This window comes from Rhizobium sp. CF122, from assembly GCF_000282035.1.
GTDB lineage: Bacteria > Pseudomonadota > Alphaproteobacteria > Rhizobiales > Rhizobiaceae > Rhizobium.
This window is the reverse complement of record NZ_AKKA01000074.1, coordinates 39,107-55,195: the sequence shown is the minus strand read 5'-3', so window position 1 is coordinate 55,195 and position 16,089 is coordinate 39,107. Positions and strand designations below refer to the sequence as shown.

The following is a 16,089-nucleotide window of genomic DNA, read 5'->3' as shown; positions in this document are numbered from 1 at the left end:
GTGATCGTCGTCGGCGCCGGTGGCGCCGGGCTTCGCGCCACGCTCGGCATGGCCGAACAGGGTTTCCGCACGGCCTGCATCACCAAGGTTTTCCCGACCCGCTCGCACACGGTCGCGGCCCAGGGCGGCATCGCCGCCTCGCTGCAGAACATGACGCCTGATAGTTGGCAGTGGCACCTCTACGACACCGTCAAGGGCTCCGACTGGCTCGGCGACGTCGACGCCATGCAGTATCTCACCATGGAAGCGCCGAAGGCGGTCTATGAACTCGAACATTACGGCGTGCCCTTCTCGCGCAACGAGGAAGGCAAGATTTACCAGCGCCCGTTCGGCGGCCACATGCAGAACTTCGGCGAAGGCCCGCCGGTACAGCGCACCTGTGCCGTTGCCGACCGTACCGGCCATGCCATCCTGCACACGCTTTACGGTCAGTCGCTGCGCAACAATGCCGAGTTCTTCATTGAGTATTTCGCGCTCGACTTGATCATGTCGGAAGACGGCAGCCGCTGCACCGGCGTCGTTGCCTGGTGCCTTGACGACGGCACGATCCATCGCTTCGCCGCCAAGATGGTGGTGCTGGCGACCGGCGGTTACGGCCGCGCCTATTTCTCGGCAACGTCTGCCCACACCTGCACCGGTGACGGCGGCGGCATGGTGGCACGCGCCGGCCTGCCCTTGCAGGACATGGAATTCGTGCAGTTCCACCCGACCGGCATCTACGGTTCGGGCTGTCTCATCACCGAAGGCGCGCGCGGCGAAGGCGGTTACCTCGTCAATTCCGAGGGCGAACGCTTCATGGAACGCTATGCGCCTTCGGCCAAGGACCTTGCCTCGCGCGACGTTGTTTCGCGCTGCATGACGTTGGAAATCCGCGAAGGCCGCGGCGTCGGCAAGGCCAAGGACCACATCTTCCTGCATCTCGACCATCTCGATCCGGGCGTTCTGCATGAACGCCTGCCGGGAATTTCCGAGAGCGCCAAGATATTCGCCGGCGTCGACGTGACGCGCGAGCCGATCCCGGTCCTGCCGACCGTTCACTACAACATGGGCGGCATTCCGACCAATTATTGGGGCGAAGTGCTGAATGCCGACAGCTCAAATCCGGAACGCATCATCCCCGGCCTGATGGCCGTCGGTGAAGCCGGCTGTGCCTCCGTGCATGGGGCCAACCGCCTCGGCTCCAATTCGCTGATCGACCTCGTGGTCTTCGGCCGCGCTGCCGCGATCCGCGCCGGCGAGGTGATCGACCGTGCGGCCCCAATCCCGCACCTCAACGTCGCTGCCTGCGACAAGATCATGGATCGCTTCGACGGCCTGCGTCACGCCAGCGGCAGCACGCCGACGGCTGTGCTGCGCGAGAAGATGCAGCGCGCCATGCAGGAAGACGCTGCCGTGTTCCGCACGCAGGAATCGCTGGAATCGGGCTGCAAGCGCATCTCGGCCATCTGGCAGGAAATGCGCGACATCAAGGTCACTGACCGTTCGATGATCTGGAACTCAGACCTCGTGGAAACGCTCGAGCTACAGAACCTGATGGCCAATGCCATCACCACCATCTACGGCGCCGAGGCGCGCAAGGAAAGCCGCGGCTCGCATGCGCGAGAGGACTACACCGAAGGCGCATTTGCCGGCCGCGACGACGTCAACTGGCGCAAGCATACGCTCGCCTGGGTCAACGACGCCGGCGACGTCAAGCTCGACTACCGCCCGGTTCACACCGAGCTCATCGCAGAGGGCATCGATCCCAAGAAGATCGCGCCCAAGGCTCGCGTGTACTAAGAGGAACTGGACATGGTTGAACTCGCTCTTCCCAAGAACTCCCAGATGCGCGAAGGCAAGGTGTGGCCGAAGCCGGCGGGTGCGAAGAACACCCGCGAATTCCGCGTCTACCGCTGGAGCCCGGATGACGGTCAGAACCCGTCGATCGACACTTTCTACATCGATGTCGACGATTGCGGCCCGATGGTGCTCGACGGTCTGCTCTATATCAAGAACAAGATCGACCCGACGCTGACGCTGCGCCGTTCCTGTCGTGAGGGCATCTGCGGTTCCTGCGCGATGAACATCGATGGCGCCAATACGCTGGCCTGCACCAAGGGCCTCGACGACATCAAGGGCACGGTGAAGATCTATCCGCTGCCGCATTTGCCTGTCGTCAAGGACCTGGTTCCCGACTTGAGCAACTTCTATGCCCAGCATCGCTCGATCGAGCCGTGGCTGAAGACGGTTTCACCGACGCCGGCCAAGGAGTGGAAGCAGAGCCACGAGGATCGCCAGAAGCTGGACGGCCTTTACGAGTGCATCCTCTGTGCCTGCTGCTCGACCTCCTGTCCGAGCTACTGGTGGAACGGCGACCGTTACCTCGGCCCGGCTGTTCTCTTGCAGGCCTACCGTTGGCTGATCGACTCGCGAGACGAGGCGACCGGCGAGCGCCTCGACAATCTCGAGGATCCGTTCCGCCTCTATCGCTGCCATACCATCATGAACTGTGCGCAGACCTGCCCGAAGGGTCTGAACCCGGCAAAGGCGATCGCCGAGATCAAGAAGATGATGGTCGAGCGCCGCGTCTGATCGATCCAGCAAGAGGGCCGCAGATGCGGCCCTTTTCTTTATCCGATCACGGAGCCTTGATTTGCCCGGGATTGCGCCAAATTTGTCTCGGGTTTACGGCGTTGCTCCCACATCGACACAATTTCTCCTCGCGCTGGCTTGATTCAATACAGCCTTTCAAGATAATTCCGCCGTGATTGCGCGGCAACTTCAGGACAATACTGGAAAAATCAGGAGTATCATGATGCAGTTCAGACATATGGCGACAGGTCTCGTGGTTATTCTGTCGTTAGCTGGCTGCCAGCGCACCGCTTACAATGATGCAAGCTATTCTGCCCCGGCGCCGCTCACGGCGCAGCCGGTTCCTTCGGTTCAGGGCGGGCAGCTTCCGCCGCCTTCCGGCTCTTCCCAGTTCCCTGCCGCTCCGACGACCACGGCACCTGTCGCCGGCGGCCAGCCCGGCGCCATGGCCGCGAATGCGATGGATGTCACCAAGGAATCGATGGTCGGCAGCTGGCGCGTCAACGGGTCCTGCGACATGTTCCTGACGCTGACCAATCTTGGCAGCGGCTCGCGCGGCGGTACGCGCGGCTGCGTCGGCGAACTGACGGCGATGGGCTCCTGGGAAGTCACGGGCAAGCAGGTCATCCTGAAGGACCGCAGCGGCAATCAGATCGGCAGCGTCTACAAGACTGCCGACAACGCCTTTAGCGGCCAGACCAATACCGGCCAGCCGATCAGCCTCAGCCGTTAAAAGATCAGGCGGCGAAGGCCGCCGATCCTGCATAGGCGGACCTCCTTTATGCAACCCATGCCAGACTATTCCCTGAGCGTCAGCGAACAGTTGAAGTCGCTGACGGCTTCGGGCGCGCTTCAAATCGATTCAGCCCAGATGCATGTGGCGAAATGTCTGGACCGGGTTCTGTCGGCGCTGAAGCAGAGGCGGCCGGCGGCAAAGGCAAGCGCTCTCGGCTGGTTGTTCGCCAACAAGAAGAAGCCGTCGGAATCGGTCAAGGGGCTCTACATTCACGGCAGCGTCGGCCGCGGCAAGACGATGCTGATGGATATGTTTTTCGGGATGGCGCCCTGCGCGAAGAAGCGGCGCGCGCATTTCCATGAATTCATGACCGACGTGCACCACCGCATTGCGGCACACCGGCTGAAGCTGAAGCAGGGCGAAACGAAGCAGGCCGATCCCATTCCGGTCGTCGCTGCTGCTCTCTATGACGAAGCCGAACTGCTTTGCTTTGATGAGTTTACCGTGACGGACATTGCCGATGCGATGATTCTGTCGCGGCTTTTCTCCGAACTTTTCCGGCGCGGATGCCTGCTGGTCGCGACCTCGAATGTCGAGCCCGACAATCTTTACAAGGACGGCCTCAATCGAAGCCTGTTCCTGCCCTTCGTCGACCTTCTGAAACAGAATGTCGAGATCGTGACCCTCGACTCGCCGACCGATTACCGGATGGAGAAGCTCGACAGTCAGCCGGTCTACCTGACGCCCATCGACGAGCGCACGGACATGGCGATGGAAGCGTCCTGGACTCAGGCACTGCATGGGCGAAAGGCGCAACCGCTCGAAATTCCGATGAAAGGGCGCTCAATCCACGTTCCCCTTGCAGTCGATCGCATCGCGCGCTTCTCCTTTGCCGACCTTTGCGAAAAACCGCTCGGTCCGGCTGACTTTCTCGCGATTTCAGAGCGTTTCGATGCGATCTTCCTCGAACACGTGCCATTGCTGGGGCCTGACAAACGGAATCAGATCAAGCGCTTCATCATCTTGATCGATACGCTTTACGATCATGCGGTGCGGCTCTATGTCTCCGCAGCAGCGATGCCTGAAAATTTGTTGACACAAGCGCGTGGTACCGAGGGCTTCGAGTTCGACCGCACTGTCTCGCGTCTTTTCGAAATGCGCAGCGCCGAGTATCTCGCATTGCACCATGAGCGACGGGCTGCCGAGTAACGCTTTGGTGACAATCTATATTACGTTTACGTAAGAATTTTATGATCTAAACGATTGAAATTCCTCGCTCAAAAATAATCGTTTGCCATTTTTTGGCTTTGGGGCTATGCGATGGCGGCATTGGGCGATGCCCCCTCCGCGCGTCGCCTGACGAATTTTGATCGCAAAGGAAACAGCGAAATGGCGCGTAACAAGATCGCACTCATTGGTTCTGGCATGATTGGTGGCACGCTGGCGCATCTCGCCGGCCTGAAGGAACTGGGCGACATCGTTCTCTTCGATATCGCCGACGGTATTCCTCAGGGTAAGGGCCTCGACATTGCTCAGTCCTCTCCGGTCGAGGGCTTCGACGCCAACCTGACGGGCGCCAGCGACTACTCCGCGATCGAAGGCGCGGACGTCTGCATCGTCACCGCCGGCGTCGCCCGCAAGCCGGGCATGAGCCGCGACGATCTTCTCGGCATTAACCTCAAGGTCATGGAACAGGTCGGCGCCGGCATCAAGAAGTACGCCCCGAACGCTTTCGTTATCTGCATCACCAACCCGCTCGACGCGATGGTCTGGGCGCTGCAGAAGTTCTCCGGCCTCCCTGCCAACAAGGTCGTCGGCATGGCCGGCGTGCTCGACAGCTCGCGCTTCCGCCTGTTCCTCTCCCAAGAATTCAACGTTTCCGTCCAGGATGTCACGGCATTCGTTCTCGGCGGCCACGGCGACACCATGGTGCCGCTCGCTCGTTACTCCACGGTCGCAGGTATCCCGCTGACCGACCTTATCACCATGGGTTGGGTCACCAAGGAGCGTCTGGAAGAAATCATCCAGCGCACCCGCGATGGCGGAGCCGAAATCGTCGGCCTGCTGAAGACTGGCTCGGCCTACTACGCGCCGGCTGCTTCCGCGATCGAAATGGCTGAATCCTACCTCAAGGACAAGAAGCGCGTCCTGCCTTGCGCGGCTCAGCTGACCGGCCAGTACGGCGTCAAGGACATGTATGTCGGCGTTCCCACGGTCATTGGTGCCGGCGGCGTCGAGCGCATCATCGAGATCGACCTGAACAAGGCCGAGAAGGAAGCCTTCGACAAGTCTGTCGGCGCTGTCGCCGGCCTATGCGAAGCCTGCATCAACATCGCGCCTGCGCTCAAGTAATCAGACCACGCGCTGACGTCATCCAAACAGGAATAGACCCATGAATATTCATGAATATCAGGCCAAGGCCCTGCTGAAGGGCTATGGCGCGCCGGTCGCGCAAGGTGTGGCGATCCTCAAGGTCGAGGAGGCCGAAGCTGCCGCCAAGTCGCTCCCCGGCCCGCTTTACGTGGTCAAGAGCCAGATTCACGCCGGCGGCCGCGGTAAGGGCAAGTTCAAGGAACTCGGCCCTGACGCGAAGGGCGGCGTTCGCCTCGCCAAGTCGATCGACGAAGTCGTTGCCCACGCCAAGGAAATGCTCGGCAATACGCTGGTGACGGCGCAGACAGGTGAAGCTGGCAAGCAGGTCAACCGCCTCTACATCGAAGACGGCGCCGACATCGCTCGCGAGCTCTATTGCTCGCTGCTCGTCGATCGCTCCGTCGGCCGCGTTGCCTTCGTCGTCTCGACGGAAGGCGGCATGGACATCGAGGCCGTCGCTCACGACACGCCTGAAAAGATCCACACGATTGCGATCGATCCGGAAGCCGGTGTCACGGCTGCCGATGTTGCTGCGATCTCCAAGGCGCTGCAGCTCGACGGCGCTGCCGCCGAAGACGCAAAGGCGCTGTTCCCGGCGCTCTACAAGGCCTTCGGCGAAAAGGACATGGCTCTGCTTGAAGTCAACCCGCTGATCGTCATGAAGGACGGCCACCTGCGCGTTCTCGACGCTAAGATGTCGTTCGACGGCAATGCGCTGTTCCGCCATGACGACGTCAAGGCGCTGCGCGACGAGACCGAAGAAGACGCCAAGGAAATCGAGGCCTCGAAGTGGGACCTCGCCTATGTCGCCCTCGATGGCAATATCGGCTGCATGGTCAACGGCGCCGGTCTTGCGATGGCGACGATGGACATCATCAAGCTCTATGGCAAGGAGCCGGCGAACTTCTGCGACGTCGGCGGTGGCGCCGGCAAGGAGAAGGTCGCTGCGGCCTTCAAGATCATTACCGCCGACCCGAAGGTCGAGGGCATCCTCGTTAACATCTTCGGCGGCATCATGCGCTGTGACGTCATCGCCGAAGGCGTTGTCGCGGCTGTTCAGGAAGTCGGTCTTAAGGTTCCGCTCGTCGTGCGCCTCGAAGGCACCAATGTCGAGCTTGGCAAGAAGATCCTCAACGAGTCGGGCCTGGCGATCACCGCAGCCGACGACCTTGACGATGCGGCGAAGAAGATCGTCGCGGCGATCAAAGCCTAATCTGGAAGGACCGGAAAGAATGTCTATTCTCGTCAACAAAGACACGAAGGTTCTCGTTCAGGGCCTGACCGGCAAGACCGGCACCTTCCATACCGAACAGGCGCTCGCCTATTACGGCACCAAGATGGTCGGCGGTATTCATCCGAAAAAGGGCGGCGAATCGTGGTCGTCGGGCGTCGATGGCACCTCGCTGCCGATCTTCGCGACCGTTGCCGAGGCCAAGGAAAAGACCGGCGCCGACGCGACCGTGATCTACGTTCCGCCGGCAGGCGCCGCCGACGCGATCATCGAGGCGATCGAAGCCGAGATCCCGTTCATCACCTGCATCACCGAAGGCATCCCTGTTATGGACATGGTCCGCGTCAAGGCTCGCCTCGACCGCTCCAAGTCGCGACTGCTTGGGCCCAACTGCCCGGGCATCCTGACGCCGGAAGAATGCAAAATCGGCATCATGCCGGGCTCGATCTTCCGCAAGGGTTCGGTCGGTATCGTTTCCCGCTCGGGCACGCTGACCTACGAAGCGGTGTTCCAGACCTCGAACGAAGGCCTCGGCCAGACGACGGCCGTCGGCATCGGCGGTGATCCGGTCAAGGGCACCGAGTTCATCGACGTCCTGGAAATGTTCCTCGCAGACGAAGCCACCCAGTCGATCATCATGATCGGCGAAATCGGCGGCTCGGCTGAAGAAGACGCGGCACAGTTCCTGATCGACGAAGCCAAGAAGGGCCGCAAAAAGCCGATGGCCGGTTTCATCGCTGGCCGTACGGCTCCCAAGGGCCGTACGATGGGCCACGCCGGTGCTGTCGTGTCCGGTGGCAAGGGCGATGCGGAATCGAAGATCGCGGCCATGGAATCGGCCGGGATCAAGGTATCGCCGTCCCCGGCTCGCCTCGGTAAGACGCTGGTTGAAGTCCTCAAGGGCTAATCCAATCTATAACCCGGGCAGCGGTTCTTACTGTCTGCCCGGATCTCGACTTCGAAATGAAATGAGCCGCGGACAGGCGGCTAACGACAGATGCGGCAAGCCGGTCGAGTATCCGGCGGATTCACAAGTCAGGAGGCGGACGAAAGCGTCCGCATGTAACCATGGCACGGCAAGAAGCCAACGAGCAGTTTCAGATTACCTCGTTCCTGGATGGCGCCAATGCTTCGTATATCGAGCAGCTTTATGCGCGCTATGAGGAAGACCCGAACTCGGTCGGCGAGGAGTGGCGGTCTTTCTTCAAGGCGCTGGAAGACAATCCGGAAGATGTGAAGAAGGCGGCCAAGGGTGCATCCTGGCGCAAGAAGGATTGGCCTCTGCAGCCCAAGAGCGACCTCGTATCGGCGCTCGACGGTGATTGGGGCACTGTTGAAAAGATCATCGAGACCAAGGTCAAGGGCAAAGCGGAAGCCGCCGGCAAGCCGACCGATGGCGCCGATATCCTGCAGGCAACGCGCGATTCCGTCCGTGCCATCATGATGATCCGCGCCTACCGCATGCGCGGTCACTTGCATGCCAAGCTCGATCCGCTCGGGATCGCCGCGCCTGTTGAAGACTACAAGGAACTGTCGCCCGTAGCTTACGGCTTCACCGAGGCCGACTATTCCCGCAAGATCTTCATCGACAACGTTCTCGGCCTCGAATACGCCACCCTGCCCGAGATGATCGAGATTCTCGAGCGCACCTACTGCTCGACCCTCGGCGTCGAATTCATGCACATCTCCAATCCGGAAGAGAAGGCCTGGATTCAGGAGCGCATCGAAGGCCCGGACAAGGGCGTTGCCTTCACACCGGAAGGCAAGAAGGCAATCCTCGCCAAGCTGGTCGAAGCCGAAGGCTACGAGCAGTTCCTCGACGTGAAGTTCAAGGGCACCAAGCGCTTCGGTCTCGATGGCGGTGAATCGCTCGTCCCGGCGCTCGAGCAGATCTTGAAGCGCGGCGGCCATCTCGGCCTTCGCGAAGCCGTGTTCGGCATGGCTCACCGCGGCCGCTTGAATGTGCTCTCACAGGTCATGGGCAAGCCGCACCGCGCCATCTTCCACGAGTTCAAGGGCGGTTCCTACGCACCTGATGAAGTCGAAGGTTCGGGCGACGTGAAATATCACCTCGGGGCGTCCTCAGACCGTGAGTTCGACGGCAACAAGGTTCACGTGTCACTGACGGCCAACCCGTCGCACCTCGAAATCGTCGACCCTGTCGTCATGGGCAAGGCCCGCGCCAAGCAGGATATGGGCGCTACCGTCTGGGAAGGCGACACCATTCCGCTTTCCGAGCGCGCAAAGGTTTTGCCGCTGCTGATCCATGGCGACGCGGCTTTTGCCGGCCAGGGCGTGATTGCAGAGATCCTCGGCCTGTCCGGCCTGCGCGGTCACCGCGTTGCCGGCACGATGCACGTCATCATCAACAACCAGATCGGCTTCACCACCAATCCGGCCTTCTCGCGTTCGTCGCCCTATCCGTCCGATGTCGCCAAGATGATCGAGGCGCCGATCTTCCACGTCAACGGCGACGATCCGGAAGCGGTTGTCTACGCTGCCAAGATTGCCATGGAATTTCGCATGAAGTTCCACAAGCCTGTCGTCGTCGACATGTTCTGCTACCGTCGCTACGGCCACAACGAAGGCGACGAGCCGTCCTTCACGCAGCCGAAGATGTACAAGGTCATCCGCGCTCACAAGACCGTGCTGCAGATCTATGCGGACCGCCTTGTTGCCGAGGGTCTCGTCAGCGACGGCGAAGTCGAGAGGATGAAGGCCGATTGGCGCGCGCATCTCGAGCAGGAATTCGACGCCGGCCAAAGCTACAAGCCGAACAAGGCCGACTGGCTGGACGGCGAGTGGTCGGGCCTGCGCACGGCTGACAATGCCGACGAGCAACGCCGCGGCAAGACCGCCGTTCCGATGAAGACGCTCAAGGATATCGGCCGCAAGCTGTCGGAAATTCCGGAAGGCTTCCGTGCGCACCGCACGATCCAGCGTTTCATGGAAAACCGCGCCAACATGATCCAGACGGGTGAGAACCTCGACTGGGCGATGGCTGAGGCGCTTGCCTTCGGATCGCTGGTGGTCGAAGGCCACAAGATCCGTCTCTCCGGTCAGGATTGCGAACGCGGCACGTTCTCGCAACGTCATTCGGTTCTCTACGATCAGGAGAGCGAAGAGCGCTTTATTCCGCTTGCGAACCTGTCGCCCAACCAGGCCCGTTATGAAGTCATCAACTCGATGCTCTCGGAAGAAGCGGTGCTCGGCTTCGAATACGGCTATTCGCTGGCTCGTCCGAACGCGCTGACCCTTTGGGAAGCCCAGTTCGGGGACTTCGCCAACGGCGCGCAGGTCGTCTTCGACCAGTTCATCTCGTCGGGCGAACGCAAGTGGCTGCGCATGTCCGGTCTCGTCTGCCTGTTGCCGCATGGCTACGAAGGTCAGGGCCCCGAGCACTCTTCGGCCCGCCTCGAACGCTTCCTGCAGCTCTGCGCTGAAGACAACATGCAGGTCGCCAACGTCACGACGCCGGCGAACTACTTCCACATCCTGCGCCGGCAGCTGAAGCGTGACTTCCGCAAGCCGCTCGTTCTGATGACGCCGAAGTCGCTGCTGCGCCACAAGCGGGCTGTTTCCAGCCTTGCGGAACTCGCCGGCGAGTCCTCCTTCCATCGCCTGCTCTGGGACGATGCGGAGGTCATCAAGGACGGCCCGATCAAGCTGCAGAAGGACAACAAGATCCGCCGCGTCGTCATGTGCACCGGCAAGGTCTATTACGACCTTCTGGAAGAGCGTGAAAAGCGTGGCGTCGACGACATCTACCTGCTGCGCGTCGAACAGCTCTATCCGTTCCCGGCAAAGGCGCTCATCAACGAGCTCAGCCGCTTCCGGAACGCAGAGATGGTCTGGTGCCAGGAAGAGCCTAAGAACATGGGCGCATGGTCGTTCATCGACCCGTATCTGGAATGGGTGCTCGCCCATATCGATGCGAAGTACCAGCGCGTCCGCTACACCGGTCGTCCGGCCGCCGCTTCGCCGGCGACGGGTCTGATGTCCAAGCATCTGTCGCAGCTCGCCGCATTCCTCGAGGATGCGCTGGGCGGCTAAGGGATCGGGCGATGGCATATTTCTTCCTCAGACTTGTGCCGCCTCGTCCCCGTTTTCCGCATGATGCGACCGGGGAGGAAACGGCCGCGATGAAGCGCCATGTCACCTATTGGCACCAAAATGCAGAAGAGGGATCGGCGATTGCCGTCGGTCCCGTCTTCGAAGGTGAGGGAGCCTGGGGCATGGCAGTCGTTTCGGCAGTGGATCAAAAGGCGGCGCAAGCGCTTGCCGATGCCGATCCGATCATCCAGTCCGGTTACGGCTTTCGCTTTGACATATTGCCAATGCCCTCGATCATTCTCCGGCCATCTGTTGCCGGAAACGAATAAACGAACACAAGCAAATCAGGATTTGAACAATGGCCACAGAAATCCGCGTTCCAACTCTCGGTGAATCCGTCAGCGAGGCAACCGTCGGTACCTGGTTCAAGAAGGTCGGCGACGCCATCAGGGCCGACGAGCCGATTCTCGAGCTTGAAACCGACAAGGTGACCATCGAAGTGCCGGCTCCCGCTTCGGGGACGCTGTCTGAAATCGTTGCCCAGGCTGGCGAAACCGTCGGTCTTGGCGCACTGCTCGGCCAGATCGCCGCAGGCGCCGTTGCTGCAGCTGCTCCGGCTCCTGCTGCCGCTCCTGCCAAGGCCGCCGAACCTGCTGCCGCGGCACCTGCACTGGTCGCCGCTGCTGCTGCGCCGGCTGCTTCCGAATCCGCCATGCCGCCGGCACCGGCTGCTGCGAAGATGCTTGCCGAGAACAGCCTGTCGGCCGATCAGGTCGACGGCAGCGGCAAACGCGGCCAGGTTCTGAAGGGCGACGTGATCGCCGCTGTTGCCAAGGGCATCTCCGCCCCGGCGGCCGCTGCGGCCCCTGCCGTTCCGGCTGCTGCCCGCGGCCCGTCGACGCTCGAGGACGCCGCTCGCGAAGAGCGCGTGAAGATGACGCGCCTGCGCCAGACGATCGCCAAGCGCCTGAAGGACGCACAGAACACCGCCGCCATGCTGACCACCTACAACGAGGTGGACATGAAGGCCGTCATGGATCTGCGCGCCAAGTACAAGGACGTCTTCGAAAAGAAGCATGGCGTGAAGCTCGGCTTCATGGGCTTCTTCACCAAGGCGATCACGCATGCGCTGAAGGAGCTCCCGGCCGTCAACGCCGAGATCGACGGCACCGACATCATCTACAAGAACTTCTGCCACATCGGCATGGCCGTCGGCACGGACAAGGGTCTCGTCGTGCCTGTCATCCGTGACGCCGACCAGATGTCGATTGCCGAAGTCGAGAAGGAACTGGCGCGTCTGGCAAAGGCTGCTCGCGACGGCTCGCTTTCGATGGCCGATATGCAGGGCGGCACGTTTACGATCACCAACGGTGGCGTCTACGGTTCGCTGATGTCCTCGCCGATCCTGAATGCTCCGCAGTCCGGTATCCTCGGTATGCATAAGATCCAGGACCGTCCGGTTGTCGTCGGCGGCCAGATCGTCATCCGTCCGATGATGTATCTCGCGCTCTCCTACGATCACCGCATCGTCGACGGTAAGGAAGCCGTGACCTTCCTCGTTCGGGTCAAGGAAAGCCTGGAAGACCCGGAACGTCTGGTTCTCGATCTCTAAGCAATCGACTGGGCCGCATGAGCGGCCCTTTTCACCTCGGCGGGGGCGCGCGATGTCGCTGGCAATTTCCACAGGGCGTATGACGATCATGCCTCCCCTTGCCAAAGGCAGGGTGGTCGGGGTTTCGTTCGCGTTTCTGTTGGCGCTGCCTGCGGCCGCTGTCGGCGCTTCCGACTGCCGGCAGGCGAGCGCTGTCTATGCCGACAGGGATGGCGCCTACGAGCTGCGCTTCACGCCGATCGATTCGGAAGCGGCGGCTGCCAGCAACCGGTTCACGCTGAAAGTGCTGAAAACCTCGATCGAACTCGACGGCTACGTCATGCCCTCGGACGATCCCGAGCGCGCCGTCGGTATCCTGATGTTTAAATGCCCAGGCGGCGACGTGACGGGCGCCGATCTTGACGCCTGCACAATCTGGCAGGGCACAGTCTACGGCGCAAACGCCAAGGGCGAGATCGACAACCTTCAGCCTGAAGCTGCGGCTGCCGCTGACAGCGTCTTTCTGCCAGGCCTCGGTCCGTCGATCCGCCAATCGCAGATCTGGGGTAACGACAAGGCGAGTGTTGCGCCGTGGGACGTCCTGGCATTCAAGGAGTGCGCGAAATGACAAAACGACCGGTCCTTCTCGTCACCGGCGGCAGCCGGGGCATCGGTGCTGCGGTCTGCCGGCTTGCTGCCCGCCAGGGCTGGAACGTCGCGGTGAACTACGCCGCGAACCGCGCTGCTGCCGACACTGTTGTCTCCGAAGTCAAGGCTGAGGGTGGCGACGCTATCGCGATCAAGGGCGATGTCGGAAGCGCGCAGGATATCACTTTGATGTTCCAGGCCGTCGACAGACATTTCGGACGGCTGGATGGACTGGTCAACAATGCCGGCATCGTCGATACGCAGCAGCGCGTCGACGAGATGAGCGTCGAACGCCTTGAGCGGATGATGCGGATCAATGTGACCGGCTCGATTCTCTGCGCGGCCGAGGCCGTCCGCCGCATGTCGTCGAAGCATGGCGGTAAAGGCGGCGTAATCGTCAACATCTCGTCGATGGCAGCGGTTCTGGGTTCGGCCTCGCAGTATGTCGATTACGCCGCGTCGAAGGCCGCGATCGATACCTTCACCATCGGTCTCTCACGAGAAGTGGCGAACGAGGGCGTGCGTGTGAACGCCATCCGTCCCGGCGTCATCGATACCGACATTCATGCGTCCGGCGGCCTGCCGAACCGCGCGCGCGACCTGGCGCCGAGCATCCCCATGCAAAGGCCCGGTACGGCGGAGGAAATCGCCGATGCGGTCCTCTACCTTCTTTCGCCGACGGCTTCCTATATAACGGGCGCCATACTCAATGTAAGCGGCGGCCGTTAGGACGCGGAGACCATTTTCTCATGCAATATCCTCTCGAATTTCTCGGCCTGATGGCCGTCTTTTCAATCTTCATCGTTGTGCCAGGCGCTGACTTTGCCGTCATCCTGCGTCAGAGCATCGTGCATGGCCGTCGTGCCGCTATCATGACCGGCCTTGGCATGGGTTTCTCTCTGCTGTTTCACATCAGCTACACGATCCTCGGCCTCGGCCTGATCGTTTCCAAATCGCTGATGCTGTTTGCCATGATCAAATGGGCAGGCGTCGCCTATCTGGTGTACCTCGGCATCAGATCGTTCCGCGAGCCGGGTTTCAACGTGAATGAAATCGAGGTGACGGAGGAAGACCGCAAGCCGATCTCGGCGCTGGAATGCCTAGGCATGGGCTTCATCACCAACGCGCTCAATCCGAAGCCGGTGCTCTTCTTCCTGTCGCTGTTCTCGACGCTGGTGCATCACGATACCCCGGCGCTGATCCAGTTCAGCTACGGCATCGGCATGGCCACAGCGCTCGTCGCCTGGTTCGCCGGCGTCTCGACCTTCTTCACCGTCAAGCCCATTCGCGACCGCTTCATCGCAAGCGGCAAATGGTTCAACCGCATCACCGGCGCCGCATTGGTCGGCTTCGGATTCCGCCTCGCGCTCGCCCGCGCGGCTGACTAAGCAAATAACGAAAAGGGAAAGAAACAATGTCCTACGATGTGATCGTTATCGGAACCGGCCCCGGCGGCTACGTCGCCGCCATCAAGGCGGCGCAGCTTGGCCTCAAGGTCGCTGTCGTTGAAAAGCGCGCGACTTTCGGCGGCACCTGCCTGAACGTCGGCTGCATCCCGTCCAAGGCGCTGCTGCATGCCTCCGAAATGTTCCATCAGGCCGGCCACGGCATGGATGCGCTTGGCATCGAGGTAGCCGCTCCGAAGCTGAACCTCGAAAAGATGCTGGCGCACAAGGATGCGACGGTGAAGTCGAACGTCGACGGCGTTGCCTTCCTCTTCAAGAAGAACAAGATCGATGCCTTCCAGGGCACCGGCAAGATCGTATCGGCTGGCAAGGTTTCCGTGACTGGCGAAGACGGCAAGGTGCAAGAAATCGTAGGCAAGAACATTGTCATCGCCACCGGCTCCGACGTGGCCGGCATTCCGGGTGTGAAGGTCGACATCGACGAGAAGGTGATCATTTCCTCGACGGGCGCGATCGCGCTCGAGAAGGTGCCGGAAACGATGATCGTTGTCGGCGGTGGCGTCATCGGCCTCGAGCTCGGTTCCGTCTGGTCGCGCCTCGGCGCCAAGGTCACCGTTGTCGAATATCTCGATACAATTCTCGGCGGTATGGATGGCGAAGTCTCCAAGCAATTCCAGCGGATGCTCGTCAAGCAGGGCGTGGCCATCAACCTGAGTTCCAAGGTGACGGGCGTCGAAAAGGGCGGCAAGGGTGCCAAGGTAACGTTCGAGCCGGTCAAGGGTGGCGATGCGCAGACGCTGGAAGCCGAGGTCGTTCTGATCGCGACCGGCCGCATTCCTTACACGGCCGGCCTCGGTCTTGAAGAAGCAGGCGTCAAGCTCGACAACCGTGGCCGCGTCGAGATCGACGGTCATTTCCGTACGAACGTTCCCGGCATCTACGCAATCGGCGACGTGGTGAAGGGGCCGATGCTGGCCCACAAGGCTGAAGACGAAGGCGTGGCACTCGCCGAAATCCTCGCCGGCCAGCATGGCCATGTGAACTACGACGTCATCCCGAGCGTCGTCTACACGCAGCCGGAGGTCGCTTCCGTCGGCAAGACCGAGGAAGAGCTGAAGGCCGCAGGCGTCGCCTACAAGGTCGGCAAGTTCCCGTTCACGGCCAACGGTCGTGCCCGCGCCATGCTGGCGACCGATGGCTTCGTGAAGATCCTTTCCGACAAGGAAACTGATCGTGTCCTCGGCGGCCACATTGTCGGCTTTGGTGCCGGCGAGATGATCCACGAGATCTCCGTGCTGATGGAGTTCGGTGGTTCCGCCGAAGATCTCGGCCGCACGTGCCACGCGCACCCGACCATGTCGGAAGCGGTCAAGGAAGCGGCTCTCGCCGCCTTCTTCAAGCCGATCCATATGTAATATTAAATTTTGGCAATACGGGACGGGCCGCTTGCTTCACAGCAGGCGGCCCATTTACCTTAGAA

At 61.3% G+C, this 16,089-nt stretch carries 14 protein-coding genes; all 14 read left to right on the top strand.

Annotation, left to right across the window (positions count from 1 at the left end; genetic code table 11):
* Positions 1-1,779: succinate dehydrogenase flavoprotein subunit (gene sdhA / locus PMI09_RS17500; protein ID WP_052026552.1), on the top strand; the 1,779-nt coding region annotated here is incomplete at its 5' end.
* Between the two features lie 12 nt (positions 1,780-1,791).
* On the top strand, positions 1,792-2,571 hold the full coding sequence (locus PMI09_RS17495) for a succinate dehydrogenase iron-sulfur subunit (protein ID WP_007797002.1): 780 nt from the start codon (positions 1,792-1,794) through the stop codon (positions 2,569-2,571).
* 223 nt (positions 2,572-2,794) lie between these two features.
* Positions 2,795-3,304, top strand: coding sequence for a protease inhibitor Inh/omp19 family protein (locus PMI09_RS17490; RefSeq protein WP_007796999.1), 510 nt, complete (start codon positions 2,795-2,797; stop codon positions 3,302-3,304).
* A 48-nt stretch (positions 3,305-3,352) separates the two neighbouring features.
* On the top strand, positions 3,353-4,516 hold the full coding sequence (gene zapE, locus PMI09_RS17485; protein ID WP_007796996.1) for a cell division protein ZapE: 1,164 nt from the start codon (positions 3,353-3,355) through the stop codon (positions 4,514-4,516).
* 180 nt (positions 4,517-4,696) lie between these two features.
* Complete coding sequence (gene mdh / locus PMI09_RS17480; RefSeq protein ID WP_007796993.1) at positions 4,697-5,659, top strand: malate dehydrogenase; 963 nt, start codon at positions 4,697-4,699, stop codon at positions 5,657-5,659.
* A gap of 40 nt (positions 5,660-5,699) precedes the next feature.
* Positions 5,700-6,893 carry an ADP-forming succinate--CoA ligase subunit beta gene (sucC, locus tag PMI09_RS17475; protein ID WP_007796991.1) on the top strand — a complete coding sequence of 398 codons (1,194 nt, stop codon included), beginning with the start codon at positions 5,700-5,702 and terminating at the stop codon, positions 6,891-6,893.
* 19 nt (positions 6,894-6,912) lie between these two features.
* On the top strand, positions 6,913-7,818 hold the full coding sequence (gene sucD, locus PMI09_RS17470) for a succinate--CoA ligase subunit alpha (RefSeq protein ID WP_007796987.1): 906 nt from the start codon (positions 6,913-6,915) through the stop codon (positions 7,816-7,818).
* Between the two features lie 161 nt (positions 7,819-7,979).
* A complete protein-coding gene (locus tag PMI09_RS17465) occupies positions 7,980-10,964 on the top strand; it encodes a 2-oxoglutarate dehydrogenase E1 component (protein ID WP_007796984.1) in 2,985 nt (994 codons plus the stop codon).
* Between the two features lie 11 nt (positions 10,965-10,975).
* Entirely contained in the window at positions 10,976-11,293 is a 318-nt protein-coding gene (locus tag PMI09_RS17460; protein ID WP_007796982.1) for a YciI family protein, read from the top strand.
* A 29-nt stretch (positions 11,294-11,322) separates the two neighbouring features.
* Positions 11,323-12,576, top strand: coding sequence for a 2-oxoglutarate dehydrogenase complex dihydrolipoyllysine-residue succinyltransferase (odhB, locus tag PMI09_RS17455; protein WP_007796979.1), 1,254 nt, complete (start codon positions 11,323-11,325; stop codon positions 12,574-12,576).
* Positions 12,577-12,628: 52 nt separating this feature from the next.
* Positions 12,629-13,183 (top strand): hypothetical protein, encoded by a 555-nt coding sequence (locus PMI09_RS17450; protein WP_007796976.1) that lies wholly within the window; start codon positions 12,629-12,631, stop codon positions 13,181-13,183.
* Positions 13,180-13,932, top strand: coding sequence for an SDR family oxidoreductase (locus PMI09_RS17445; RefSeq protein ID WP_007796972.1), 753 nt, complete (start codon positions 13,180-13,182; stop codon positions 13,930-13,932). Before PMI09_RS17450 ends, PMI09_RS17445 begins: the two co-directional genes overlap by 4 nt.
* A gap of 20 nt (positions 13,933-13,952) precedes the next feature.
* Positions 13,953-14,591: a LysE family translocator gene (locus PMI09_RS17440; RefSeq protein ID WP_007796971.1), complete on the top strand. Its 639-nt coding sequence runs from the start codon at positions 13,953-13,955 to the stop codon at positions 14,589-14,591.
* Positions 14,592-14,617: 26 nt separating this feature from the next.
* Positions 14,618-16,024: a dihydrolipoyl dehydrogenase gene (gene lpdA / locus PMI09_RS17435; protein WP_007796969.1), complete on the top strand. Its 1,407-nt coding sequence runs from the start codon at positions 14,618-14,620 to the stop codon at positions 16,022-16,024.
* The last annotated feature ends 65 nt before the right edge of the window (positions 16,025-16,089 follow it).